Source organism: Kribbella sp. NBC_01505 (assembly GCF_045040285.1).
Lineage (GTDB): Bacteria > Actinomycetota > Actinomycetes > Propionibacteriales > Kribbellaceae > Kribbella.
The window spans coordinates 8,441,336-8,463,692 of record NZ_CP109425.1; the positions used below are offsets into that span (position 1 = coordinate 8,441,336).

Consider the following 22,357-nt stretch of genomic DNA (forward strand, 5'->3'; position numbering starts at 1 on the left):
TGGTTGCGCGCCGCTCCGAATGCGGCCGGCCCGGTCGGCGCTGGTCGCTCGCCGCGGCGGCTCAGCTTTGCGGGGATCTACGGCCACCCAGAGCCTGTTGCAGAATCGGCATGGGCGTTGGTGACTGCAATCCGGTGACTGGGCGGGGTTGGTGGGTGTTTATGGGGATCTGCTGTCTCTGGGAGGCAGTAGATCCCCGCAAAGGTGGTTGGTGTGCCCCCGATTCGCGCCGCACCGGACAGGCCGGACACGTACCCGGTGGCTGGTCGCCGCGGCGGCCGATTTACTGAAGCGCTAGGCGGGCGTGGTCTACGGCTGAGGGGGATGGCGGGGCCGGTGACCACAGTTGCGGCTGCTTGAGCTTCCGGGCTATGGCTGAGCTAGGCGAGGTGACGGTAGTCGGTACGTTCAGGTCGCTTTTGGAACAAAGTGCCCTCCGCGAGGGAAGCCACCGTGCAATCAGCACTCGAGTGTGAGGGCCGTGTCGCTGGATATCGATTTCCGGTGACATTCTCCTCACACTCGACGGTCCAGCCCTCATACCCGCACGGTGGCTTCACTCGCGGGGAGGCCCCGCCCTCGCCGATTGCCTGGCTAACCAGTCGCACTGGGAGTTATGCACTCAGAATCAGAGTGCATAACCCCCAAGCTCGGTACCTAGCCAGCGAAATCGGGCAGGACGAAGCCATCAACCACCGCGACGGGTCAGCAAGCAAGCCTCCTGATCGTCGGCGGCAACCACTACCCGTCAACCACAAGACAACGGGGAACCTCGGTCACCAACCGCACCATTCCCCTCAACCGAAGGCCACCCCAGCCACCCGTCTCAATAAAACCGGCCGCAGCGGCGACCAGCCACCGCCTACCCCAACCGGCCGAATCCGAGCGGACGGACGGGACGAGCACCTTCGGGAAGGAGGAGTTCCTGGCCAGCCAAAGTGCCCAGCCACCCCGACCGGTTACCTGTCGCGATACCGCAACAGGCACCTGGAGGCAGCAAGTCCCCAAAGATGCCATGCCCACGGATCGGACGTCTGAAGGTCCGCCGCAAAGGTGGGTCGGCTGCTCTTTGTGCGCGAGGCCCGGCTTTGTGCACGCACCAACCGTTTTTCGTGCCTGCGAGTGGTTGGTGGGTGCACAAAGATGCGGCTAGGTGGCGTTCGGGCCGACGTCGGCGGAGGTCAGGGGGCGGCGGACGGGGGTGGCGGTCGAGTACTCGTCCGCGCCTACGTCGTACGGCGCGGTGCGGGCGTGCCCGTCGAGGTCGTCGGTGACGCGGCTGGCGTGGTTCGCGGTGGTGGCGTTGATGGCGGCGCTGCCGGTGGTGAGGCGGTAGACGCTGTCGGTGCCGGCGGCAAGCCGCGGGTCGGCTCGGGTGAAGCCGGCTGATGGGATGGTGCCGTTGGAGGCGGAGCCCCAGAGGATGTTGCCGGAGAAGGTGATTCCGGACTGGTAGGGCAGGTCGGTGAGATTGCCGGTGGTACCGACCAGGAGGTTGTCGCGGATCTGGCAGGACAGCGGCTGGACGGTGCGGTTGCTTTCGCCGGCGATGCCCTTGTCGTTGTTGCGCAGGGTGTTGAGGACGATGACGACGCGGTCGGGGGCGTCGTTGCCGCGACGGCTGTCTTCCGACTCGCCGGGGGTGTGGTCGCGCTCGCTGCCGCTGCCGAGGACGATGCCCGCGCTGGTGCTGCCGTCGGCGCCGTGGACGCCGTCGACGTAGTTGTTCACGATCAGGTGGTCGTTGCCGTAGATCCGGATGCCGTTCTCGCCGCCGAGGATGTAGTTGCCTTCGACGCGGTTGCCGTTGCCGTGCCGCAGGACGATGCCGCCGAGGGACGAGCGGATCGTGTTGTAGCGGATCGTGCTCCCGGAAGACTTCACCGAGATGGCCTCGGGATCACCATTCACCCGCTCGAACAGGTTGTACTCGACCGTCGCGTCAGCATCGGCGAGCGCACGGCCGCTGACGCCGAGCCGGATCGGCTCACCGCCGTTGTCTCCGCTGAAGCTGTGGTCGCGGAAGTGGTTGCGCAGGATGTAGGTGCGCTGGGCGATCGTCTCGTGCTGCGGATCGTTGTTGGCCGGACCGTCGATCACCAGGTAACACCCGACGGTGGACTTGTCCCGGAACAGGTTCCGGTCGATCTTCACATCATCACCCCGTACGACGACCGAGTGGCTGGCCGCCGATCCGAGCGCGAACTCGTTGCGGGTCAACCGGATCCGGTTCGACCCGGCCGCGAGATCCAGCGACGAAGTCTGCTTGAACACGAACCCGCTGATCGTGATGTTCGACGAGTTCGAGAACACGAAGCTCTTCGCCCCGGTCAGCGTCACCCCGCCACGCGTCTCGGCCTGGATGGTGATCGGCGAGCTGGTGGTCCCGTTGCGGCCGGTGATCGTGATCCCGCTGGACCCGACGGCGTACGAGCCGTTGGCCAGGGTGATCGTCGTACCGGCGGTGGCGGAGTTGATCGCGGACTGGAGCTGGGCCAGCGACGTCACCGGGGCGGCGAACGCGGGCCTGATCTGGAAGACGGCGGCCGTGACCCCAACGGTGCCGGCCAGGAAGGTACGACGTTTCATGCGAGTCTCCTCAACTGCGTGGGCGGTACAGCTTTCGGTACTCACTCGGGGTGACCGAGCTGACTTGACGGAAGACCTTGGAGAAGTACGACTGGTCCATCCCGACGGCGGCGGCGATCTCCTCCATCGGGCGGTTCGTGGTGGTGAGCTCGCGCTGGGCCCATTCGATCCGGGTGCGCTTGATGTACTGCTTCGGCGACAGCCCGAACTCGGTCCGGAACCGCCGCACGAAGGTGGCGAGGTCCTGACCGAAGTGCGCGGCCAGTACGTCGACCGTCAGCGCATTGCCGAGGTTTTCCTGGATGTACTGCACGACGCTGGTCTCGCTCGTCGCCTGCTGCGCGAGCCGAACCGAGCCGGCCGGCGCACTGTCCAGGTAGTGCGCGAACAGCGCGGTCAGCGCCGAGCGCACCCGCAGCGGCGTCGCGAGACCGGGCGGGTCCCGGTCGGCCGCGCCGACCTGCTCGAACAGCAACGCGGCCTCGTCCGGTGACTTGCTCGGCACGATGTACGGCAGCGTCAGCACCTCGCCGATGTCCCGGTCACCGATCTGGGCCGAGAAGTGCAGCCAGTGCTTGCGGAACACATTCTCGCTGATCGTCTCGTACGAGACCGGTACGTCGGCCGGCAGATACACCAGCTCCCCCGGCTGCGGGAACAGCTCCTGCTCCCCCACCACGAGCCGCCCCTCGCCCTCGAGGATCAGGTACAGCCGCGAGAACGGATCCGGCAGCAACGCCCGCGACCACTCCCGGTGCACCTTGGTGATCCGGGCCGCGACCACGAGGTCGAGCCGAAGCCGGTCCAGTTGCGCCCGGATCAGCTCCTGCTGCTGCGACGCAAGCGCCGTAGTCATGACGCGTGCGGCCCGACGTCGCCGGCTGTCAACGGCCGCCGGCAGTGCGGACGCCGCGAGTACTCGTCGGCGCCGACGTCGGCCCGCCCGGTACGGCGATCGCCGTCGAGGTCGGTGTCGATATCGGGGTAGCTGCGCGTGGCGGCGTTGATCGCCGGGCTGCCCGCGGTGAGCCGGCGAATGCCGTCCGGGCCCGCGACCAGCCGCGGATCGGCCCGCCGGAACCCGCCCGCCGGGGCGTTCCCATCGGTCGCCGCTCCCCAGTGCAGGTTGCCCGACCAGGTGATGCCGTCCTGGAACGGCATGTTCATCAGTTGCCCTCGATCACCCATCAGAAGATTGTCCGTGATCGTGCAACCGAGCGGTGGGAGGGTCCGGTGACTCTCCCCGGCGACCGCGTTGTCGCAGTCCACGATCGTGTTCAGCGCGATCTGAACGCCGTCCGGCGCGTCGTTCCCGGTCCGCGACGTCGGCGGCTCACCCGGGAAGTGGTCGCGGACGTTGCCGCTGCCCAGCACGACGCCCGTACCGGCGATCTCCGACACGTAGTTGTTCACGATCTGGTGGTCGTTGCCGTAGATCCGGATCCCGTTGCGACCGGCAAGGATGTAGTTGCCCTCGACCCGGTTGTCGTTCCCGTGCCGCAGCACGATGCCACCGAGCGAGGAACGGATGGTGTTGTGCCGGATCAGGTTGCCGGACGACTTCACCGAGATCGCCTCCGGGTCGCCGTTCGCCCGCTCGAACAGGTTGGACTCGATCAGCGCTCCCGCCGTCGAGAGCGCGCGCGGACTAACTCCCAGCCGAATCGGCTCACCGCCATTGTCACCAGGAAAGCTGTGGTCGCTGAAATGATTGCGGTAGACATGCACTCCCTGCGCCATCTGGTCGGTCCCGGCGCCCTCGATGCCGAGATAGATCCCGAGCGTCGTCTTCCCGTGGAAGGCGTTGTGGTCGAGCGTCGTGTGGTCGGCCCGGATCATCACCCAGTGCACCCCGGCGATGTCGGCCAGCTGGAAGTCGTTGCGGGTGAGCCGGATCCGGCGGCAGTCCGGCGGCAGCTCGAACGTCGTACTCTGCCGGAACGCGAAGCCCTGCAGCGTGATGTCCGACGACCCGGTGAGCACGAAGCTCTGCTCCCCGGTCAGGACGACGCCACCCGTCGATTCCGCGCGGATGACGATCGGCCGGTGCGGGCGGCCGCGCAGGCCGGTGATCGCGATCGGCTGCCCGGCCGGTACGGCGTAGATGGCGTCGGCAACCGTGATCACCGTGCCCGGCGCCGCCGTACCGATGGCGCGGCGTAGTTCGTCGAGCGTCCGGACGTGCCGCCGGTCCAGAGTCGATGCTGCGGCAGGGCGGACGGCAGCAGTGGTCAAGGCAACTCCCGCGGTGGCGGTCGTGAGAAACGTACGGCGGTTCATGAACCTCACCCTTTCAACGCGCCCGCGGTCAGTCCGCGGGCGAAGGAACGCTGGAAGAACAGGAAGACCGTCACCGACGGCAGCAGGGCCAGCAGCGAGGCCGCCATCACCACGCCCGGCGTGACGACCGGGTCGATCCGCAACGTGCGCAGTGCCAGCGGCAGCGTGTACGAGTCGGAGTTCGTTGCCACCAGCAACGGCAACAGGTACTGGTCCCAGATCATCGTGAAGCCGAAGACCCCGATCACGCCGAGGGCCGGCTTGCACAGCGGAAGGATGATCTGCGCGAAGATCCGGAACTCGCCGGCCCCGTCGATCCGGGCCGCCTCCTCCAGCTCGCGCGGCACGTCCTTCATGAACTCGGTCATCACCAGGATCGAGAACGCCCACGCGCCGAGCGGCACGATCATCCCGGCGAGCGTGCCCATCAGGTTGAGGTGCACCAGCGGGACGTCGGCCAGCACCAGGGTGAGCGGCAGAGCAAGGATCTCCTCGGGCAGCATCATCGTGGCCAGGATCGCGACCATCACCAGGGTCATCCCGGGGAAGATCTTGCGGGCCAGCGCGTAGCCGGCGAGCACCGAGACGGCGACCTGGAGCAGCAGCCCGAAGCCGACCACGAAGAACGAGTTCGCCAGATACTTCAGTACGCCGTGATCGAACGCGACCTTGAAGTTGTCCAGCGTCGGGCTCTTCGGGAGCACGCTCAGCTGCGTCGGATCGGACACGTGGTTGAACGAGCTGACCAGCAGCGCGAGCAGCGGACCCGCGAAGACGATGAACAGCAGGCTGTAGATCACCGTCTTGGCGATCCGGGCGCCGAGTCCCGTGCTCTCGGTGAGCCCCAGCGCGGTGTCGGTGGCGGCGGTCATGCGATCTTCTTTCGTCGGAGCAGCTGGACGCAGACCGTGAGGACGAGCGTCGCCAAGAACAGCAGTACGGCGCCTGCGGACGCGATGCCGAGCCGGTTCTGCTCGAACCCGAGCTTGTAGATCAGCGTCATCAAGACCTCGGTCGAGCCGTTCGGCCCGCCGTTCGTCAGCAGGAACACCTCGGTGAACGCCCGGAACCCGCGCACCGCGGCGAGCACGAACAAGATCGCGAACACCGGCCGCAACCCCGGCAGCGTGACGTGCAGGATTCGCTGCCTGGTCGAGGCCCCGTCGACGACCGCGGCCTCATAGAGTCCGCGGTCGATCCCGGCCAGCCCGGCAAGGAAGATCATCATGTCGTACGGCGCCCCGCGCCAGATGCCCGTCACCGCGATCGAGGCGAGCGACGTGTCGGGGTCGTTGATGAATCCTGACGGCCCGAGCCCGACCAGACCGAGGATCTGGTTGAGCAGTCCGTCGCCGGTCGGGTGGTACATGATCCGCCACAGCTCGGCGACCACGGCGATCGGGACGACCACCGGCAGGAACGCCGCCGACCGGATGAACGTGAGCTTGCGAGTTTGGCCCTCCACCAGAAGCGCCAGTACGAACCCGAGGATCAACGAGCCGGCCGTCTGCCCGACGGCCAGCACGATCGTGTTCCAGGTCGCCGACCGGAACCCTTCCGACGACAGGATCCCGCTGTAGTTCGCCGACCCGACCCACAGGTTGCCGAGATAGGGCCGGACCTCCTGCACCGACATCGAGATGGCCTGCGCCATCGGGATGAACTTGAAGTACAGGAACAGAATCAGCGCCGGGGCCAGGAACAGCCACGGGACCCACCAGGAACCCGGGCTGCGCCGGTTGCGGCCGAGGCGCCGCGACGGCGTCCGCCGCGGCACCCCTGCTGCCGCTTGCGGCTCCCGCCCCGCCGGTCGGGCTTCCGCCTCACGGACACTCACTGTGCGCCGATGCCCTGCTGCTTGAGCGACTCGGCGAGCTTGCCGTCCAGCTTCGTCAGCTCGGCGCCGACGTCGAGACCGCAGTCGGCGATCAGCGCGTTGACCGTGTCGGCGCTGGCCTGGCGGATCGGCGTCCAGTTCGGGATGTTCGGCGCGTACCGGCTGTGGTCGCGGTACACATCCGAGTACACCTTCCACCGCGGGTCCTTGCGCACCGACGTGACATCGACGGTCTTGTTCACCGGCAGCTGCACGTTGAAGGCCTTCTCGCCCGCCATCCCGAGCTTCTGCGCGTCCGGCGAGATGATGTACGACGCCCAGGCGTTCTGCCCGGACTCGTTCTTCGACCCGGCCATCAGGTAGGCGCTGCCGCCCTCGGCGAGGACCGTCGAGTCCTTCACGCCCTTCGGCACCGGGACGACCTCGTACTTGTCCTTGCCGAGCGTTCCGTCGAAGCGCGGCATCAGGTACGGGCCGACGACGTACATGCCGGCCTTGCCGGATTCGAACGTCTCGTTGGTCGGTGGCGTGTCCATCGTCGCGGCACCGGGCTGGATGACCTTGTCGGTGCAGGCCAGGTCGCGGAACCACTTGGTCGCTGCCACCGACTCCGGCGTGGACATGGCCGGCTTGTACTTGCCGTCGGCCCCCTTCGCGATGAAGTCGCCGCCGGCGCCCCACAGGAAGTTCGAGAAGTACCACGACGCGTAGCCGCGCTTGGTCGACCCCGGTACGGCGAGGCCGGCGGTGTCGTTCTTGCCGTTCCCGTCGGGGTCCTTCGTGGTGAACGCCTTCGCCAGCGCGGCGAACTGGGTCAGATCGGTCGGCACCGGCAGCCCGACCTTCTGCCGCCAGTCCTTGCGGATCAGCAGCGCGGACGCCTGAGCCGAGTACGGAACGCCGTACATCTTGCCGTCGCCGGACTTGGCCGCGGCGAGTGCCGAGTCGAGCAGCTGGTCGCTGCCCTTGACCGCGGCCGGGTCGACCTCGCGGACGATGCCCTGCGTGACCATCGTCCCGAGCTGGGACGAGTCGTTCATGACGATGTCCGGCAGGTCCTTCTGCGCCGCGCGCTGGGACAGCTTGGTCTCGAAGTCGTCGAAGATCGCGGTCACCTCGATCTTCTGGCCGGTCGCCTGCTCGAAGGCGGCGGCCAGCTTCTTCATCCCCTTCTCGCCGTCGCCACCTGGCGTCGTCCGCGTCCACAGCTCCAGCGGAGCCTTCGGGTCCTGCGCGACGTTCTGCGCGCCCGACGTACCGCATCCCCCGACAACCAGGGCTGCCCCAAGCCCGGCCGCAACCCACTTCAATGTCCTCGACATCCCGCCCACTCCACTCAACGAGGAGGCGAATTTGTACTTTTTGCGCCTCATTTCGTCGGAAGATAGCGCTTTCCGAGCGAGAAGGTCAATGAGTCATCGGATCTCTGTTGCCGGGCCGTGACATGGGTGAGCGCCCGGCCGGGGTGCTGGCCGGGCGCTCAGATCGGGGTCAGCGCGAGGGGGTCGCGCCTGGGCTGCGGCCGCCGCCGCCCGGGAAAGTGCCGCCCTGACGGACACTATTGGCGGTCACCGAACCGTCGGTGTTCTGCCCGGTGACCACCACCTGCTGCCCGGCCTTGAGGTCTGTGGCCTTGCCCGCGGCAGTGATCTCGATGTCGGTCTCGCCGGTGAGCTTCACCGTGACATCGCCGGTCTGCGTCTTCACGACCAGCTGGGAGTCGGTCGCGGAGACAACGGTGCCGACCGTGGCCGCTCCCCCGGCGCCGCCCGCGCCAGGCGCCTGACCGCCCTGTCCACGGAAACCGCCGTACCCGCCTGCTCCGGCTCCGCGCCCGGGCGTTGCCGCTGCCGGGGTGCTGTCCGACGCGAAGGCAGCGTGCAGCCCGGCGCCACCGGCCAGGCCGATCGCCAGGACGACCACCCCAGCCAGTACGGCGGTCGCCGCCGGCAGGTTGAGGGTCTTCTTCGGCTTCAGCGCCTCCTGGACCTCTTCGTCGGACCCGATCTGGGCGAACTCATCGGGGGTCTGGTTCGACATGGGTGTTGCCTCTCACTCGTGACGTAGTGCGTCGATGGGACGAAGACCGGCGGCTCGGTGCGCCGGCATGCTGCCGAAGAACAGGCCGACCGCGGCGGACACCCCGAGGGCGAGCGCGATCGACGACGGGACCAGTACCGGCACCACACCGGCCAGCTGGAACTGGGTGAGGATCAGCGCGGCGCCGACTCCGACGGCACCGCCGATCAGGCTGAGCAGGGTCGCCTCGATCAGGAACTGGCCGAGGATCGTCCGCCGCCGCGCCCCGAGCGCCTTCCGGATCCCGATCTCCCGGGTCCGCTCGGTGACCGTGACGAGCATGATGTTGGTGACCCCGATGCCCCCGACCACGAGGCTGATCGCCGCGACCGTGGCCAGCAGCGCGGTGAACGTCGCCGCGGTGTCCTGGCTGGTCTGCAGGATCTGCGCCGAGTTCGTGATCCGGAACGGCGAGGTCGTGGTGGCCGGCACCTGGTGCCGCGCGGTCAGCAACTGGGTGACCTCGGCCTGGGCCAGGTCGACCCGGTCCTTGTCGGCCGCCTGGACGACGATCTGGCTCAGCGCGCCGTACCCGGCCTGGGTGGCGCGGAGCGTGCTGATCGGGACGATCGCGGTCGCGTTCGGGTCGTTGAACCCGGTGCTGTCCTTGCTCGCGAGGACTCCGCGAACCACGAAGTCGACCGCGCCGAGTTTGACCGTCTGACCGATCGCAGCCTGGGCGCGGCCGAACAGTTCGGTCGCGGTGGTCTGGCCGAGCACGATCACCCGCTCGGCGCCGTCGACGTCCTGCTGGGTGAACGAGTTGCCGGTTCCGACCGGGGTGTTGGTCGCCGGCAGGTACGTCGGCGTCGTACCGATCACCTGGTTGATCGTGTAGCTGGTGTCGCCGTTGGTCGCCGTACCGGAGCTCGTCATCACCGGGGCCACCGCGGCCACATCCGGAGCGAGCCGGCGGTCACCGAGAGCGGTGACGTCGTCGAGGGTGAGGGCGTACTGCTGAGCCGCCGGACCGGCCTGGCCGCGGGCGAATCCGCCACCTCCGCCGGTGGTCGAGACCGTCAGCAGGTTCGTACCCATCGCCTCCAGTCGGCTCTGCACGGCCTTGCCGGAACCGTTGCCCACCGCAACCAGCACGATGACCGCGCCGACCCCGATCGAGACGCCGAGCACGGTCAGCAGCGACCGGAGTTTGTTGGCGCTCAGGCCGCGTAGGGCGGCTCCGAACAGATCGCGAGGTGTCATCAGCGGGTCACCTCGTCGACGACGATCCGGCCGTCGGACACCTGGATCAGCCGCCGGGCGCGCGCGGCGACGTCGTTCTCGTGGGTGATCACCACGACGGTCCGGCCCTCGGCGTTCAACTCGTCGAACATGCCGAGCACCTCGTCGGTCGAGTGCGCGTCCAGGTTGCCGGTCGGCTCGTCGGCGAGCAGGATCCGCGGGCCCGTGGCCAGCGCGCGGGCGATCGCGACGCGCTGCTGCTGGCCGCCGGACAGCTGGTTCGGCCGGTGGCCGGCCCGGTCGGACAGTCCGACCAGCTCCAGCGCTCGGTTCGCCCGGGCGCGTCGTTCGCTGCGCCGAAGGTGGGCGTACGTCAGCGGGAGCTCGACGTTGGCCAGCGCGCTCGTGCGTGGGATCAGGTTGAAGGACTGGAAGATGAAGCCGATCTTGCGGCCGCGGACCAGGGCCTGCTGGTCCTCGCTGAGCCCGGCGACGTCACTGCCGTCCAGGAAGTACTCACCACGCGTCGGTACGTCGAGGCAGCCGAGAATGTTCATCAGCGTCGACTTGCCCGAACCGGACGAGCCCATCACGGCGACGTACTCGCCGGCCTCGACCCGCAACGAGACACCCCGCAGCGCGTGTACGGCGGTTTCGCCGGCGCCGTACGTCTTGGTCACACCGCGGATGTCGATCAGAGCGTCTGTGCTCACCGGGTGCCACCGGCGTTGCGCTGCTGCACGCCACCGGCCGGGAACTGGCCGCCACCACCGGGGAACTGTCCGCCACCCGGCGCCTGCCCGGTGCGGCCCTGGCCGGTCTGACCGGTACCGCCGCCGATCGCGCCCTGGAGCAGCTCGACCTGGTCGCCCTCGTTCAGGCCGGTCTTGATCTGGGTGAAGCTGCCGCCCTTGATCCCGATCCCGACCTCGCGGCTGGTGCCGTCGGCCATCGTCACGGTGTTCGTCGTACCGCTGGTGACGATCGCCGTACTGGGCACGAAGAGGACGTTGGCCGCCTTGGCGGTCTGGACGGTGACGTTCGCGGTCTGGCCGATCCGGGCGTTGGTGGGGAGCTTGGCCAGCGAGAAGGTGGCCGAGTACGCGACCACGCCGTTGGTGGTGGTCGGGGTCGGCGAGACCGAGGCGAGGGTCGCGGTCAGGTTGTTGCCGGGGTCGGCGTTGAGCGTGACGGTCGCGGACTGGCCGGCCTTGATCTTGATCGCGTCGGCCTCCGGGAAGGCGGCCGAGACCTGGAGGGCCTTGAGGTCGGAGATGTCGGCGAAGCCCGTCCCGGCGGCGGACGTCGTACTGGTGGAGGTTGAACCTTGACCTGAGGTCGAGCCCGAACCGCCCGTGGCCCCGGAGCCTGAACTGCTGCTCGACCCACCGGCGACCGAGCCGACCGAGCCGTTGATCGCGGTGATGGTGCCGGCGATCGGCGCCTTCAGCGTGGTCGCGGCGACGGCGGCCTTGGCTGCCTCGACGTCCTGGTCGGCCTGCTCCTTGTCTGCCTTCGCCCTGGCCAGCGACGCCTCGGCGTTGCTGACGGCAACCTCCGGGTTCTGGCTCTGGGTCTGACCCTGTGCCTGAGCTTGACCTGTCGGCGTGGGTGAGGCCGACGCCTCGTCGGCCGCCTCCTTGGCGTCCTCGGCGTCGTCCAGCGACTCCTCGGCCGCCGTCACCGAGTTCGCCGCGGCGATCTGGTTCTGGTCGGCGATCCGGGACTGGCGGTCGGCCGCGGCCGGGTCGACCTTGGCGATCGCGGCGCCCTTGGCGACGACCTGACCGACCTTGACCAGGATCTGGGTCACCGTGCCGGAGGTCTCGAACTGTGGCGAGGCCGTCTGCGAGCTGGCCAGGGTGCCGCTGGAGCTGACGCTCGCGACCACGTCGCCGCGGGTCACCGCCACGCTCGGACGGGTGGCCGCCGCCGACGGTTCGTCACCGCGGAAGAAGAGGAAGTACGCCGTGACGGCGATCGCGGCGACGACTGCCACCAGGGTGACATTGAGCAGACTGAGGCCACGGAGTTTGTGGCGGGGTAGCACCATGGGACCTGAAGCTAGAGTTGGTTGCTGAGGAAGTGGTCCTTGATTCCTGGCAACTGACTGTGAACTTCGCGCGTCAGTAACTGTTTCTCTTTTTTTGGGTAGGCCCGCGACACACCGTGATCTGTGTACGCCTGATGACAGGGCGTCATGACGGTGCTGTCAGGTGCGTACATAGCGCTCGGGCATGCCAAAATGGGAATGATCCGGGCCGACCGACCGTTGGCACGGATGACGATCTCGGAGGTTTGACATGTCTAATCGCGTACTGCGTGGTTCGGGGCTGGGTGGGGTCAGCTTCGAGGATGACCGTGGTGTCGAGTTTGCGCCGCGCCAGATGATCACGTACGACTGCCCCCGCGGTCACGTGGTCGAGGTGACGATGGCGCACGACGCCGAGGTGCCCGCAATCTGGGAGTGCCCGCACTGCGGCAGCGAGGCCGCTCGCTCGACCGGTGAGAAGCCGGAGCCGAAGCAGGAGAAGCCGGCCCGGACGCACTGGGACATGCTGCGGGAGCGCCGGAGCATCTCGGAGCTGGAGGAGCTGCTCGCCGAGCGGCTGGATCTGCTCCGCAAGGGCCAGATCGGCCCGGCCCACCTGCACCGCACCAAGCGCACCGCCTGACGTAGTGCTGAGCAGCCCGGATCGCAATGGCGCGATCCGGGCTTCTTCGTGGATACATTTGCCTAATACTTTTAGGTATGCACATAATGAGTTATGGCACGAGCAGGATTGACCGCGGATCGGCTGGCCCAGGCCGGCGCCGAGCTCGCTGACGAGATCGGCTTCGACCAGGTCAGCCCCTCGGCGCTCGCCCGGCATTTCGGCGTACAGGTCGCAAGTCTGTATTCGCATGTCCGCAATGCCCACGACCTCAAGACCCGGATCGCGCAGGTCGCCCTCGACGACATGGCCGACCGCGCTGTCGCCGCGCTCGCCGGCCGCGCCGGGCGGGACGCTCTCGTGGCCCTGGCCACGGTCTACCGCGACTACGCCCGTGAGCACCCCGGCCGGTACGCCGCCGTGCAGTACCGGGTGGATCCGGGCAGCGAGGCGGTGGACGCGGGCCGGCGACACTCCGAGCTGTCCCGGGCGGTCCTGCGCGGCTACGACCTGGACGAGCCCGCTCAGACCGATGCCGTCCGGCTGATCGGCAGCACAGTCAACGGCTACATCAGCCTGGAGAGCGCGGGCGCGTTCGCCCACAGCTCCCCCACCAGCGACGAGAGCTGGCCACGCATCCTGGACGCTCTCGACTCTCTCCTTCGCAACTGGCCCGAGAGGTAATAGTCATGATCACCACCCCCATCACCACTGACATCCTGCGCGGCGCGCTGGAGCTCGAGCAGACCGAGCGCGGCATCCTGCCGCACCGCCTGCCCGCCTGGGCCCGTCGCCAGTACGACGACCAGCACCTTGCGATGGCCGAGGCCCAGTCCTCCGGAGTCCGGTTCGTCTTCCGGACCGAGGCCACCGTCGTCGAGCTGGAGACGATTCCGACCAAGCGGAACTACACCGGCATGGACGCACGGCCGGACGGCCGGTACGACGTACTCGTCGACGGCACGCTGGTCACGCAGTCGATCGCAACCGGCGGTGACGTCCTCACGCTGGACATGGCGGCCGGCACCTCCGACCTGACCCGCGGCGAGCCGGCGGTCCTGCGCTTCGACGGTCTGGCCGACGGTTCGAAGCTCGTGGAGATCTGGCTGCCGCACGACGAGACGACCGAGCTCGTTGCCTTGCGCACCGATTCCCCCATCGAGCCGGCCACGGCCGACGGCCCGGTCTGGGTCCACCACGGCAGCTCGATCAGCCACGGATCCAACGCGACCCACCCGACAGCCACCTGGCCGGCGCTGGTCGCCAAGCAGGCAGGCGTCGAGCTGATCAACCTTGGTTTCGGCGGCAGCTCCCGCCTGCAGCCGTTCATCGCGCGCACGATCCGGGACATCCCGGCCGACTTCATCAGCCTGAAGTTCGGCATCAACATCGTGAACGCCGACGTCATGCGGCTGGGCGCCCTCGGCCCGGCGTTGCACGGTTTCCTGGACACCATCCGGGACGGCCATCCCACGACGCCGCTCCTGGTGATCTCGGCCCTGCTGGCTCCGATCCACGAGGACACACCCGGCCCGACCGGCCCGGACCTTGCCGCCTTCGCCGAAGGCAGGCTCAACTTCGTCGCCCACGGCGACGCCGACGAGGTCGCGGACGGCAAGCTCAGCCTCAACGCCATCCGCACCGAGCTGGCCCACGTCGTCGCCCAGCGCGCGGCCGACGACCCCAACCTGCACTACCTGGACGGCCGCGAGCTCTACGGCGAGGCCGACACCCCGTCGCACCCGCTGCCCGACAACCTGCACCCCGACGAGGAAACCCACGCCCTGATCGCCGGCCGGTTCGCAACCCTCGCCTTCACCGGAAAGGGCCCCTTCGCGGCACCGTCCCAGGTACGCTGAAGTCGGTAGCGCTGATTCGAGGGAGGTACGCCATGGCAGTCGACATGGTCGCTCCGGCCTGGATGCACAGCCAGATCACCGCCGAGCAGTACGACTCGTGGACCCCCGAGCAGTGCGCCGGCATCGAGATCGTCGACGGGATAGTCGCTGTGGCACCGAGTGCCTCCAAACGTCACAACCGCATCGCGCGCCTCCTGGCAAACGCCCTCGACCAGGCCGCAGGCCCCGAGTGGAACGCCGACACCGACTTCGACGTACGGCTCAATGACACCCCCCTGACGAACCGCCGTCCGGATGTCGTGGTCTACCGAGCCGACACCATCGACATCTCCCCCACCCGCCCCGAGCACGTGCTGCTCGTCGTCGAGGTCGTCTCCCCCGGCTCCGAAACCACCGACCGCATCGTCAAGGTCGACCAGTACGCAAAAGCCGGCATCGGCTTCTACTGGCGCATCGAGCAAGCCGCCACCGGCCTCCCGATCGTGTACACCTACGTCCTGGACCCAGCCAGCCAGACCTACCGAGACACCGAAGTCTTCGCCGGCGAAGTCAAAGCCGCCGTCCCCTTCCACGTATCCGTAGACCTAGCCACCCTCTAACGACCGCCGAAGCGGCCCAACCGCTCGAAGGGGGCTGGCGAGGTGGTGCGGGGGGCTCGCCGCTGCGCCGATTTACAGAGACGGGCGGCTGAGCGGTCCGTGACTGAGGGGGTTGGCGAGCCCGGCGACCACGTGCCCGCCGCTTGAGCTTCCGGACTCTGGCTGGGGCCCCGAACCCCACTAGTCGGAAGCTTTTGCCCCGCTTTCTTACCGATTAGCGAGGGCAGGCCCTTCCGGCGCGGGTTCACGGATGATTACTGCCGGTATTTGGCAGTAGGTATCTGTGGATCTGTGGCTGGTGGGGGTTTGTGCGTGTTTGCGGGGATCTGCTGTCGCTGGGTGGCAGTAGTTCCCCGCTAAGCCGGGATTGGCCTGGTGGGGGTGCGGCCGGGGAGGTTCTGCGGTGGTTGAGGTCTTCGTCTAGCCAGTAACCCCTCCTCCCTGAATGTGCTCGTCCCATCCGACCGCTCGGATTCGGCCGACGGGGTAGGCAGTGGTTGGTCGCCGCTGCGGCCGGATTTACTGAGACGGGTGGCTGAGCGGTTCTCTGGCTGAGGGGGATGGCGAGGCCGGCGACCGAGGTTCCCGTTGTCTGAGGTTCTGGGCTACGGCTGAGGTCGGCGGGGTGACGGCAGTAGGTAAGTTCTGGTCGCTATCCCCAGAAAAGCACCGGCCAGCGAACCGGGCAGGCGGCCGGTCCCGCGCCACCAGTGGTGGCGTGAGACACCTTGTGGTTGCTGGGGACCTGTTGCCATACGTCTCCCGCCCCCGTTTGGTGTCTCCGGCCCCCGCTTAGTGTCTCCGGCCGCCGGTGGTGGCGCGGGGTCCAGCGGGCCAGCGGGGTCTGGGGAGTTCTACTGGCCGTTTCGGCAGGTCAGGCTCCCCAATCCGACCATCACCGCCCCCGCGAGTGGCGCCACCGTGCAATCAGCACCCGAGTGTGAGGACCATGCCGCCGGATATCGATTGCCGGCGAGATTCTCCTCACACTCGGCGCCCCACTCCTCACACTCGCACGGTGGCTTCACTCGCGGCCGGCACGGAGGCTTCACTCGGCGACCGCACGGTGGCTTCACTCGCGGGAACCATCACCCCAGCCAGCTCACGCTCGGCGACCCAGTCCTCACACTCGCACGGTGGCTTTCACTCGCGGGCAGCACGGTGGCTTCACTCGGGCAGCACGGCGGGGCTTACTGGCGGCCGGCACCGACGGGATCACCTCGGCCCACTGTTTTGGCGGCAGCAACCACCGCGACGGGTCAGCTATCAAGCCTCCTGATCGTCGGCGGAAAGCACAGCACATCAGCCACAGGCAACGGGGAACCTCGGTCACCGACCGAACCATCCGGCCCAGCCGAACACCACCCCAGCCACACGTCTCAGTCAAACCGGCCGCAGCGGCGACCAGCCACCGCCTACCCAGCCGGCCGAATCCGAGCGGCCGGATGGGACGAGCACATTCAGGAAGGAGGGGCTACTGCCCAGCCGAAGTGCCCAGCCACTGCGCCCGCCCCCACCTGTCGCGATCGCTCCCGGCGGGCCACATTCGGGCTCCCGGGTGTGGCGCATCTGATGGGTCCACCCCAAGGCCGGTTAGTTAAGAGGGTCGGGGTGGTGTCAAGGGCGTGTTGAACATGGAGCAGCGGAGCTCCCCGGGTAGACAGATTTGTCCTCGCGAGACAATCAGCTACCTGAGGGGCTCCGCTGTCTGTTCAGTCTGTCATTACTCGCACGATCAAGGTGGCTGAGGGTGCTTTCGCGCCTGGTCATCTGGGCGAGTTGACCCAGCATGTTCCGTTCGAGATGGTCGATGCGGTTCTCACCGAGACCGGTAAGACCCAGGTCAGGGTGCGGGATCTGCCGTCCCGGGTCGTGGTCTACCTGTTGCTGGCCGGGTGCTTGTTCAACGATCGTGGCTATGGCCAGGTGTGGCACCGGATGGTCGCCGGGCTGCACGGCCTGGCCGTGGCTGCACCGACCGCGGCCGCGTTGACCCAGGCCCGGGTGCGGCTCGGGGCGGCGCCGTTGAAGGCGTTGTTCGACCTGGTCCGCGGCCCGGCGGCAACCAGCACCAGGGGCTGGGTGTGCTGGCGGGGGCTACTGGTCACCGCGATCGATGGCACCACCTTGTCGGTGCCCGACACGGCCACAAACCTGGCCGTGTTCACCAAAAAGGCCAGCGGCAACACCGGGTCGTATCCACATCTACGGCTCCTGGCTGTGGTCTGCTGCGGCACCCGCACCGTCATCGACGCCGTCTTCGGCCCGTCCGGCATCGGTGAAACCAGCTACGCCCCCGCGCTACTGACCCGTGCCCTGCGCGCCGGCATGATCGTGCTGGCCGACCGGGGCTTCGCCACCAACGACATCATCACCGCGATCACCAGCACCGGCGCCGACCTGCTGATCCGCTGCAAAACCAACCGGAAACTCCCCGCCGTGGACCGCCTGGCCGACGGCTCCTACCTGTCGCACTGGATGGGAACCCCGGTCCGCGTCATCGAAGCCGAGATCACCATCGCGACCCGCGACGGCAGACGCACCGGCAGCTACCGGCTCGTCACCACCCTGCTCGACCCCCACACCTACCCCGCGTTCGATCTGGTCACGCTCTACCACCAGCGCTGGGAAATCGAGACCGCCTACCTCGAACTCAAATCCACCATCCTCGGCGGACACATCCTCCGAGCCCGCACTCCCGAAGGCATCACCCAAGAGGTCTACGCCCTCCTGACCACCTACCAGATCCTGCGCCAAGCCATCACCAACGCCACCGACACCCGGCCCGGCACCGATCCCGACCGAGCCAGCTTCACCATCACCCTCAACGCCGCCCGCGACCAACTCGTCCAAGCCGCAGGCATCATCGCCGACACCGTCACCGACCTCGTCGGCCACATCGGCCGACTCGTCCTGGCCAACCTCCTCCCCAAACGCCGAACCCGCCTCAGCCCCCGCGCCGTCAAACGAGCCACATCCAGATACCCCGCCAAAGGACTCAACATCAACCGCACCACCTACAAAGCCACCATCACCATCAACATCACCGCCTTGACACCACCCCCACCCCCCTAACTAACCGGCCTTGGGGTCCACCCATGAGGTTGTGGCTTATGGACCCGCATGGCGATTTCTAGGGGTGGTTGCAACGCTGTGTGGGTTTCTAGGTAGTGAGTAGATCACGTAGGCGTTCGGCTGGGGTGTCCCAGTCGAGTGTTTTGCGTGGTCGGGCGTTGAGTTGCTGGGCGACGTGTTCGAGGTCGGCTGGTCCGTGGACGGATAGGTCGGTGCCTTTGGGGAAGTACTGGCGCAGGAGCCCGTTGGTGTTCTCGTTGGTGCCGCGCTGCCAGGGTGAGTGGGGGTCGCAGAAGTAGACGGCCATGTCGGTCGCGATCGTGAACTGTTTGTGGCGGGCCATTTCGCAGCCCTGGTCCCAGGTCAGCGAGCCGCGTAGGTGTTCGGGCAGGGTCTGCATCGCTTTGATGAGTCCGTCACGGACGGGTTCGGCTTCGTGGCTGCCGGGCAGGTGGACCAGCATCGTGTAGCGGGTGGTGCGCTCGACCAGGGTCGCGATCGCGGACTGGTTGCCCGCGCCCATGATCAGGTCACCTTCCCAGTGGCCTGGGACTGCGCGGTCTTCGACGTCTGCGGGGCGCTCGGAGATCATGAGCATGTCGTCGATGAACCGGGACTGGCGCTGTTCGGGGTCGCGGTGGGGTTTGCGGCGGGTCCTTCCGGTGCGCAGTGCTTCGGCGACTTTGCGTTTGAGGCCGCCGCGGGCCTGGAAGTAGAGCGCTTGGTAGATCGTTTCTGGGCTCACGCGCATGCTCTCGTCATCGGGGAAGTCTTTGACGAGCCTGTGACAGATCTGCTCCGGAGACAACTTCAGCTCCAGCCACTCTTCGACCTGGGCCCGCAGGACGGGATCGGTGACCAGCTTGGAGGTCTTGGGCCGGGCCCGGCTCGCCGCGGCGTCGCGGTGGGCCTGGTGGGGCAGGTAGATCCCCTCGACGCTGTGCGCAGCCACCTCACGCGACACCGTGGACTTGTTCTTCCCGATACCTTCAGCGATCACGGTGAAAGTGCGCTTGTTCACCAGCCCGTCAGCGACCGCCAGCCGATCATCCAAGGACAGGTAACGGTCACTGATCACGGCCTCGCCAGATGGGGACATAGACCTGCAGTATCGGGTCGCGGTGGCAGTAGCGGCGCCCACGACCCGCCCGTCGGGATAGACCCGCGCGCCGTCGACGGTGCGGACCCCGTGATGCCAGTCCCAGCCGGTGCGCCGATCCACCCCCACCTCACGCGACGCAGCCGTGATCGACCAGCCCGACCCCATCAGCTCGCTGAACCGGGCCTGGGCCTGCGCGTTGTGCTTCACCGCCCGCACCGCGGGAACCAGCCCCGCCACGGCCAGGATCCGCCGGGCAGTGTCATGCCGCAGCCCGCACGACCTACCAGCACCCGTGATGTTCCCCGAGTCCTTGAACTCCGCGATCACCCGCTCACGCAACACATCAGTGATCACCGTCCGCCGGCCAGCCCCACTCCGGCCAAGAGCCCGCAACACCTCATAGCCACGATCAGCCCTGATCCCCAACGACTCACACGCCACCGAGACCAGAACCCCACCATCAACCAACCGCAACAACACACCACCATGACGCTCAACATCCACAGCCAACGACACAGACATTGCAACTCCTCCAGATCAAGGCGTTGCAACGACCACGAGAACCCGCCCATGCGAGTACAGAACCCACAACCTGATGGGGGAACCCACGAGATTGCCGTCGACCAGCACCGGCGCCGCTGGCTCCGGGGCTGCATTTGATTGGCTGACCCACCAAATGGGGTCGGCGGGGGCTACTTGTCGGGGTCGATTACTTCGCCTTGTACGACGTTGTCCGCGGGGGAACGTGGCCCGGGGGTGTCGTTGGGGCGGGGGCCCGAGGTGGGACCGAAGGTGGGGCCGCCCAAGCCGCCCAGGTTGCCGCCGAGGCCGCCTAGGCCGTTGGTGGACAGGTGGGTTACCCGGCGGCCCAGGAAGGCGGTCAGGGCTCGTCGGGCGAGCGGCCGGGTGAAGGGCAGGACGAAGAAGAAGCCGAAGATGTCGGTGACGAAGCCTGGGGTGAGCAGGAGGGTGCCGCCGATCAGGACCAGGGCGCCGTCGGCGAGTTCGCGGCCGGGCATCTTGCCGGTCTCGAAGGAGGCTTGGAGGGCGGCCCAGGCGCGGCGGCCTTCCCGTTTGATGAGCCACGCGCCGAGCGCGCTCTCCACGATCAGCAAGGCGACCGTGGGCCAGCCGCCGATCACCTGGCCGACCTGGATGATCACGTAGATCTCCACGATCGGCACCAAGAGCAGCGCGAGCGCCACCAACCAGCCCATGTCCTACCCCTCTCCTGCTTCAGCCCAGGATACGGAGTCCCACCAAGCTCTAGACCGGAACCTTCTGCCGCGCCGGCTTCGCGGCCGGCGGCTCCTGCGGGCGCTTCGGGGTCGACCGCGACGCGAGCGCGAGAACGATGCCGAGCAGGCCGAGCCCGGTGAGGATCCACTGCGGCCACGCCCCCAGCCGGATGGCCAGTGTCTTGCCGTCGCGCACCGGCACCTTCGCGACGTACACGTCGGAGACGAACTGGCCCGACTTGTGCTCGACCTTGCCGTTCGGCTGGATGACGCCGGAGATGCCGCTGGTGGAGGCGATGAGCACGGTCCGGCCGGTCTCGATCGCGCGCATCCGGGTGATCGCGAACTGCTGCTCCGGCTGCCCGGTCCCGCCGTACGTCGCGTTGTTGGTCTGCACGATCAGGACCTGGGCGCCGCCGTTCATCACATCGGCGATGACGTTGTCGTAGGCGAGCTCGAAGCAGATCACGTCGCCGTACGTCACGCCGCGGATCGGCACGATGCCGGGGACCGTGCCGGGCGCGGTCTGCCGGCCGATCATCTCGAGCCGCTTGATGTAGGGCAGCAGCTGGTCGCGGAACGGGATGTACTCACCGAACGGCACCGGGTGCCGCTTCGCGTAGACCTGGCCGGGGCCGGTCTGCGGGTCCCAGACGACGCCGGTGGTCTGGCGCTCGTTCGGGCCCGGGCCTTCGAGGACGGCACCGACCAGGACCGGTACGCCGACGGCCTTGACCGCTTCTTCGATGTCCGCGCGGGTCTCGTCGTCCTTGAACGGGTCGATGTCGGTCGAGTTCTCCGGCCAGATCACCACGTCCGGCTTCGCCTCGGTACCGGCCTCGACACGCTTCTGCAGGTCGAGCGTCGCGGCCAGGTGGTTCTTGGTCACCGTCCGGGCGCGGCCGAGAAACTCCAGCCCCTTCCCCGGGACATTGCCCTGGACCATCGCGGCCGTCACGGTCTTGCCGTTGCCGTCGGTGGACAGGTTGATCAGCGCGCTGCCCCCGAAGATCGCCACGCCGGCGATCACGGCAAGCACCCGCACCCGGAACTTCGACGCCTGCCGGAACACGACGTACACAAGCACACCCAGTACGGCGATCACGAAGCTCAGCCCCGGGATTCCCACGTACGCCGCAAGTCTGCCCAAGGGGGAATCGGAGAAGGCCCAGGCGAGCCGCCCCCATGGGAAGCCGCCGAAGGGCACCGACGCGGTCGCGAACTCGGTCGCCACCCACAGGCACGGGATCCACAGCGCCCACAGCTTGTGCCGGAACACGCGGACGGCGAAGGCGCCGAAGACCGCATAGAAGAGCCCCTCGAGGATCGCCAGCGCGATCGCGGCGTCTCCCCCGATCACGCTCAGCCAGGGCACGAGGGTCGCGTAGTACGCGATCCCGAACCCGGCGCCGATCAGGAACCCGGCCTTCGAGGAGAGCTGGGGACCGTTCAGTGCGGCGAAGAACAGCGGAACGGCGATCACCGTCAACCACGGATGGGTGTGCGGCTCGAAGGCGAACCCGAGCGCGATGCCCGCCGCCACAGCCACCACGATGCGCGGCAGTAACCGCCCCAGAGCCTTCAACCGGTCCACGCCGTCTCCCTAAGTCCTCACCACCGGCACCACCGGCGAGACAACTCTATCGGGGAGAAAAACGGAAAGGGGCTCGGCGCCCTTCGGACCAACCGGCGGATCGCTGGATGCGAACCGGACAGCTGTTGTCTACTGGGCGCCGAGCCTCTTCCACCTCTGCCCCGCGGGGGGCTAACCACCGGCGATCTCAGCCCCCGTCGACTCAAGCCTGGCACTGGCCTGGTCAGCGTCGCGGGATCATCCGGTGGCCGAACTCCGTGTGACCAACA

The 22,357-nt window shown here is 67.8% G+C and carries 18 protein-coding genes; 5 read left to right on the top strand and 13 right to left on the bottom strand.

What is annotated here, in order from left to right; translation table 11 throughout:
- Positions 1–1,149: 1,149 nt before the first annotated feature.
- The 10 genes from OG474_RS39735 to OG474_RS39780 form a co-directional block, all read right to left on the bottom strand.
- Positions 1,150–2,589: a polysaccharide lyase 6 family protein gene (locus OG474_RS39735; RefSeq protein ID WP_405058823.1), complete on the bottom strand. Its 1,440-nt coding sequence runs from the start codon at positions 2,587–2,589 to the stop codon at positions 1,150–1,152.
- 10 nt (positions 2,590–2,599) lie between these two features.
- Entirely contained in the window at positions 2,600–3,445 is an 846-nt protein-coding gene (locus OG474_RS39740) for an AraC family transcriptional regulator (RefSeq protein ID WP_405058824.1), read from the bottom strand.
- Positions 3,442–4,869, bottom strand: coding sequence for a polysaccharide lyase 6 family protein (locus OG474_RS39745; protein WP_405058825.1), 1,428 nt, complete (start codon positions 4,867–4,869; stop codon positions 3,442–3,444). Before OG474_RS39745 ends, OG474_RS39740 begins: the two co-directional genes overlap by 4 nt.
- Before the next feature lie 5 nt (positions 4,870–4,874).
- Positions 4,875–5,741 (bottom strand): carbohydrate ABC transporter permease, encoded by an 867-nt coding sequence (locus OG474_RS39750; RefSeq protein WP_405058826.1) that lies wholly within the window; start codon positions 5,739–5,741, stop codon positions 4,875–4,877.
- The gene (locus OG474_RS39755; RefSeq protein ID WP_405058827.1) at positions 5,738–6,706 is read right to left on the bottom strand and encodes a carbohydrate ABC transporter permease; all 969 of its coding nucleotides are present in this window, start codon (positions 6,704–6,706) and stop codon (positions 5,738–5,740) included. The genes OG474_RS39750 and OG474_RS39755 overlap by 4 nt, the downstream gene beginning before the upstream one ends.
- The gene (locus OG474_RS39760; RefSeq protein WP_405058828.1) at positions 6,703–8,028 is read right to left on the bottom strand and encodes an extracellular solute-binding protein; all 1,326 of its coding nucleotides are present in this window, start codon (positions 8,026–8,028) and stop codon (positions 6,703–6,705) included. Before OG474_RS39760 ends, OG474_RS39755 begins: the two co-directional genes overlap by 4 nt.
- 169 nt (positions 8,029–8,197) lie before the next feature.
- Complete coding sequence (locus tag OG474_RS39765) at positions 8,198–8,746, bottom strand: hypothetical protein (RefSeq protein WP_405058829.1); 549 nt, start codon at positions 8,744–8,746, stop codon at positions 8,198–8,200.
- A 12-nt stretch (positions 8,747–8,758) separates the two neighbouring features.
- Positions 8,759–9,988: an ABC transporter permease gene (locus OG474_RS39770; protein ID WP_405058830.1), complete on the bottom strand. Its 1,230-nt coding sequence runs from the start codon at positions 9,986–9,988 to the stop codon at positions 8,759–8,761.
- Complete coding sequence (locus OG474_RS39775; protein ID WP_405058831.1) at positions 9,988–10,680, bottom strand: ABC transporter ATP-binding protein; 693 nt, start codon at positions 10,678–10,680, stop codon at positions 9,988–9,990. The genes OG474_RS39770 and OG474_RS39775 overlap by 1 nt, the downstream gene beginning before the upstream one ends.
- The gene (locus OG474_RS39780) at positions 10,677–12,020 is read right to left on the bottom strand and encodes an efflux RND transporter periplasmic adaptor subunit (protein WP_405058832.1); all 1,344 of its coding nucleotides are present in this window, start codon (positions 12,018–12,020) and stop codon (positions 10,677–10,679) included. The genes OG474_RS39775 and OG474_RS39780 overlap by 4 nt, the downstream gene beginning before the upstream one ends.
- Before the next feature lie 250 nt (positions 12,021–12,270).
- Between OG474_RS39780 and OG474_RS39785 the strand changes: the two genes are divergently transcribed.
- From OG474_RS39785 to OG474_RS39805, 5 genes are all read left to right on the top strand, one after another.
- Positions 12,271–12,642, top strand: coding sequence for an RNA polymerase-binding protein RbpA (locus tag OG474_RS39785; protein ID WP_132166100.1), 372 nt, complete (start codon positions 12,271–12,273; stop codon positions 12,640–12,642).
- A 93-nt stretch (positions 12,643–12,735) separates the two neighbouring features.
- Positions 12,736–13,305 carry a TetR/AcrR family transcriptional regulator gene (locus tag OG474_RS39790; RefSeq protein ID WP_405058833.1) on the top strand — a complete coding sequence of 190 codons (570 nt, stop codon included), beginning with the start codon at positions 12,736–12,738 and terminating at the stop codon, positions 13,303–13,305.
- A gap of 5 nt (positions 13,306–13,310) precedes the next feature.
- Entirely contained in the window at positions 13,311–14,480 is a 1,170-nt protein-coding gene (locus OG474_RS39795; protein ID WP_405058834.1) for an SGNH/GDSL hydrolase family protein, read from the top strand.
- A 32-nt stretch (positions 14,481–14,512) separates the two neighbouring features.
- On the top strand, positions 14,513–15,079 hold the full coding sequence (locus tag OG474_RS39800; protein ID WP_405058835.1) for a Uma2 family endonuclease: 567 nt from the start codon (positions 14,513–14,515) through the stop codon (positions 15,077–15,079).
- 1,740 nt (positions 15,080–16,819) lie between these two features.
- Positions 16,820–18,154 (top strand): IS4 family transposase, encoded by a 1,335-nt coding sequence (locus OG474_RS39805; protein WP_405057913.1) that lies wholly within the window; start codon positions 16,820–16,822, stop codon positions 18,152–18,154.
- Between the two features lie 88 nt (positions 18,155–18,242).
- Here the strand turns inward: OG474_RS39805 and OG474_RS39810 are convergent, their stop codons facing one another.
- The 3 genes from OG474_RS39810 to lnt all read right to left on the bottom strand — a co-directional run bounded on the left by OG474_RS39810 (position 18,243) and on the right by lnt (position 22,088).
- Positions 18,243–19,421 carry an IS30 family transposase gene (locus OG474_RS39810; RefSeq protein ID WP_405064660.1) on the bottom strand — a complete coding sequence of 393 codons (1,179 nt, stop codon included), beginning with the start codon at positions 19,419–19,421 and terminating at the stop codon, positions 18,243–18,245.
- A 527-nt stretch (positions 19,422–19,948) separates the two neighbouring features.
- Positions 19,949–20,473 carry an FxsA family protein gene (locus OG474_RS39815; protein WP_405058836.1) on the bottom strand — a complete coding sequence of 175 codons (525 nt, stop codon included), beginning with the start codon at positions 20,471–20,473 and terminating at the stop codon, positions 19,949–19,951.
- A 49-nt stretch (positions 20,474–20,522) separates the two neighbouring features.
- On the bottom strand, positions 20,523–22,088 hold the full coding sequence (gene lnt, locus OG474_RS39820) for an apolipoprotein N-acyltransferase (RefSeq protein ID WP_405058837.1): 1,566 nt from the start codon (positions 22,086–22,088) through the stop codon (positions 20,523–20,525).
- Positions 22,089–22,357 lie beyond the last annotated feature (269 nt).

What these genes read in the sequence shown, in the direction of transcription:
- OG474_RS39735 (WP_405058823.1), bottom strand. Translation starts at nt 2,589, where the DNA reads ATGAAACGTCGTACCTTCCTGGCCGGCACCGTTGGGGTCACGGCCGCC.
- OG474_RS39740 (WP_405058824.1), bottom strand. Translation starts at nt 3,445, where the DNA reads ATGACTACGGCGCTTGCGTCGCAGCAGCAGGAGCTGATCCGGGCGCAA.
- OG474_RS39745 (WP_405058825.1), bottom strand. Translation starts at nt 4,869, where the DNA reads ATGAACCGCCGTACGTTTCTCACGACCGCCACCGCGGGAGTTGCCTTG.
- OG474_RS39750 (WP_405058826.1), bottom strand. Translation starts at nt 5,741, where the DNA reads ATGACCGCCGCCACCGACACCGCGCTGGGGCTCACCGAGAGCACGGGA.
- OG474_RS39760 (WP_405058828.1), bottom strand. Translation starts at nt 8,028, where the DNA reads ATGTCGAGGACATTGAAGTGGGTTGCGGCCGGGCTTGGGGCAGCCCTG.
- OG474_RS39765 (WP_405058829.1), bottom strand. Translation starts at nt 8,746, where the DNA reads ATGTCGAACCAGACCCCCGATGAGTTCGCCCAGATCGGGTCCGACGAA.
- OG474_RS39770 (WP_405058830.1), bottom strand. Translation starts at nt 9,988, where the DNA reads ATGACACCTCGCGATCTGTTCGGAGCCGCCCTACGCGGCCTGAGCGCC.
- OG474_RS39780 (WP_405058832.1), bottom strand. Translation starts at nt 12,020, where the DNA reads ATGGTGCTACCCCGCCACAAACTCCGTGGCCTCAGTCTGCTCAATGTC.
- OG474_RS39785 (WP_132166100.1), top strand. Translation starts at nt 12,271, where the DNA reads ATGTCTAATCGCGTACTGCGTGGTTCGGGGCTGGGTGGGGTCAGCTTC.
- OG474_RS39790 (WP_405058833.1), top strand. Translation starts at nt 12,736, where the DNA reads ATGGCACGAGCAGGATTGACCGCGGATCGGCTGGCCCAGGCCGGCGCC.
- OG474_RS39795 (WP_405058834.1), top strand. Translation starts at nt 13,311, where the DNA reads ATGATCACCACCCCCATCACCACTGACATCCTGCGCGGCGCGCTGGAG.
- OG474_RS39800 (WP_405058835.1), top strand. Translation starts at nt 14,513, where the DNA reads ATGGCAGTCGACATGGTCGCTCCGGCCTGGATGCACAGCCAGATCACC.
- OG474_RS39810 (WP_405064660.1), bottom strand. Translation starts at nt 19,421, where the DNA reads ATGGGGTCGGGCTGGTCGATCACGGCTGCGTCGCGTGAGGTGGGGGTG.
- OG474_RS39815 (WP_405058836.1), bottom strand. Translation starts at nt 20,473, where the DNA reads ATGGGCTGGTTGGTGGCGCTCGCGCTGCTCTTGGTGCCGATCGTGGAG.